Annotated in this window: 3 protein-coding genes and 1 pseudogene; 1 reads left to right on the top strand and 3 read right to left on the bottom strand. The window is 63.1% G+C overall.

Translation table 11 applies throughout. The annotated features are described in order from the left end of the window. Window positions 1-241 (top strand): annotated as a pseudogene (locus EN914_RS33215) (phosphoribosyltransferase); the annotation flags it as partial. Window positions 242-258: 17 nt separating this feature from the next. Here EN914_RS33215 and EN914_RS33210 read toward each other — a convergent pair. The 3 genes from EN914_RS33210 to EN914_RS33200 all read right to left on the bottom strand — a co-directional run. Further along, the gene (locus tag EN914_RS33210) at window positions 259-1,338 is read right to left on the bottom strand and encodes a glycosyltransferase (protein WP_127389577.1); all 1,080 of its coding nucleotides are present in this window, start codon (window positions 1,336-1,338) and stop codon (window positions 259-261) included. A 74-nt stretch (window positions 1,339-1,412) separates the two neighbouring features. Further along, window positions 1,413-1,862 carry a hypothetical protein gene (locus EN914_RS33205; RefSeq protein ID WP_013528107.1) on the bottom strand — a complete coding sequence of 150 codons (450 nt, stop codon included), beginning with the start codon at window positions 1,860-1,862 and terminating at the stop codon, window positions 1,413-1,415. Window positions 1,863-1,875: 13 nt separating this feature from the next. After that, window positions 1,876-2,094, bottom strand: a 219-nt coding sequence (locus EN914_RS33200) for a GMC oxidoreductase (RefSeq protein ID WP_245497905.1), incomplete at its 5' end; no start/stop codon positions are given.

Raw genomic sequence — 2,094 nt, 5'->3', positions numbered from 1 at the left:
GGCGCTGAAGATCACCGAACTGTCAGGCAAGCCGGTGCTGTGCGTCGAAACGCATATGGTCAGCTTCCCCGACGCGCTGTCGCTGCCGGCACTTGGCCAGGCGGCCCGCAACCTGCCGGCAAGGCTGCGGCAGATCAAGTCGCAAGAGGGCCGCAAGAGCGCCGCCAAGACCATTGCCCGCGCACTGCTTGGCGCCCGCGGCTACGAGACGCTGAAAAGCCGGGTCAAGCGTCCGGCCTGACCTGCTCAGGCGCGTCGTCAGGCCGCCTGTCGCGCGCGCTGCTGCATGGCCCTGTCCAGTATCGAGAAGAAGGTGATGAACTGGCGATCAGGATCGAGTTCCGGACGCCCGGCGAAGCTGCGAGCGAGACTGGAAAGCCGGTCATATTCCTGGTTGTCGTTCCACAGCCGCCTGACGGCCGCGACCCAATCGGCCAGCGGAGCATCGTAATCCAGCACCACGCCACCGGAGCCGACAGCCTCGGGCAGACCGCCGCGCCGCGAACCGATAACGGGGATTCCGCTGCAATGGGCCTCCGAAGCGACGCGGCCCCACGCCTCCTCCCACTTGCTGGGAGCAAGCAGGATCTTCGTGCGGCCATAGACCGTCTTCATGTCGCTGGTGCGGCTCTCCAGGACGACATTGCCCAAGGGAGCGATCGTCTGTTCGATCCGCGCCCGGTGATCGTCGTCGAGCTTCCAGCTTTCGACGAACAGGAAGGGAATTTCGCGGCAGGCGCCGGCAATCCGCACCGCGAGCTCAAATCCCTTTTCCTCATAGGGGTTGATCAGCGTGACGAACTGGCCCGTCGTCGGCGTCGAGTAATGCGCCGGGTTGATGGTTGGCGGGATCACCGCTGCCTCGATGCCGAATTCTTTTTTGTAGGTTCGCGCGGTGAAATCCGAATTGGCAATGTAAAGCGCCGAATGCAATTCGCGCAGATCGCCGCCCAGTTCATGGAACTCGACATTGCGGAGATAAACGACCAGAGGCACGCCCTCCGCCTGCAGCGCCTTGCCGATCGGAACCGATTTGTGACACTGGACCACGGCGACATCGGGCTTCAGCCTGTCGCCGGCATAACCCGCCGCTTCCCAGGGAAACCAGGCCCGCACCACCGGATAGCCGGGATAGCTGTCGACAACCGCCGGCTGCCGCAACAGCTTCATCTTGGCGCGTGCCTTGAAGCCGAAGACACCGTCACCGAACAGGGCGGCGAGCACAGCCGCTTCATGACCGTGCTCGATCAACTGTTCGGCCAGATGATGCGTGCTCGACTGAACGCCGCCACTGAACTCGGGCGGGTAGCCGTTGCCGCCTGCAAAGAGAACTTTCATGATCGGGCTCCTTGTCGCATCTCGTATTCCTTGCTCGGAGACAACAGGCAAAGGCCGCCGCCTCGCTTTCGACGTCAGGCAAGTTTCGGCGGCTCCAGATTGGCGAAGGGATTGGTACAGGATTGCCAGCCGGTAAACCGGATCGGGTCGTTGGGCGAACTGCGCCAGGCGTAGTCCGTCAGCATATGGAATTCGGCGACGACCCAGCGGTCGAAATGCAGCAGATCTTCCCGCTTTCGCCGGGGCAGCAAGCGACGCGCGGCGCCCAGCTTGAGCTCCTCCACCAGGGTGACGGCGTCACTCAGTTTTTCGCTTGGGAAATTCCATGGATTCCTGTCGCGGAACGCCAGCACGAACTGCTGCAGATGCTCGATGCGGATGTTCAACTTGCCAAGATATTTTTCCAGCGTGACGCGCACCAGATCCTCGTCCGAGAAGGAGGAAACGGTGGCGTAGGCGACCCCCGTCGAAACCACTCCGCCAGCCAAGACGGCCAGGGCCGAGCGTCTGGAAATCTCGATCATGCGATACCTCCTTTCACGCGATCCGGCTCGCCGCCCGCAAGGACAGCGCTGCCGCGGTCAGGCTCGGGTTGGCGCAGGAGCAGCTCGGATAGGTGCTGGTGCCGACGACGACCAGGTTTCTGAGCTGATGGTGGATCATGCCGCTGTCGACCACAGAATCGGCCGGGCCGGTCCCCATCCTCAGCGTGCCCTGGACGTGCGATTCGGTCGGCCGAATGCCGCGGTCGAAGAG

The sequence above is a fragment of the Mesorhizobium sp. M7A.F.Ca.CA.001.08.2.1 genome (assembly GCF_003998455.1).
GTDB lineage: Bacteria > Pseudomonadota > Alphaproteobacteria > Rhizobiales > Rhizobiaceae > Mesorhizobium > Mesorhizobium ciceri.
The sequence above is the reverse complement of the archived record's forward strand: the minus strand, read 5'-3'. Positions and strand labels throughout refer to the sequence as shown.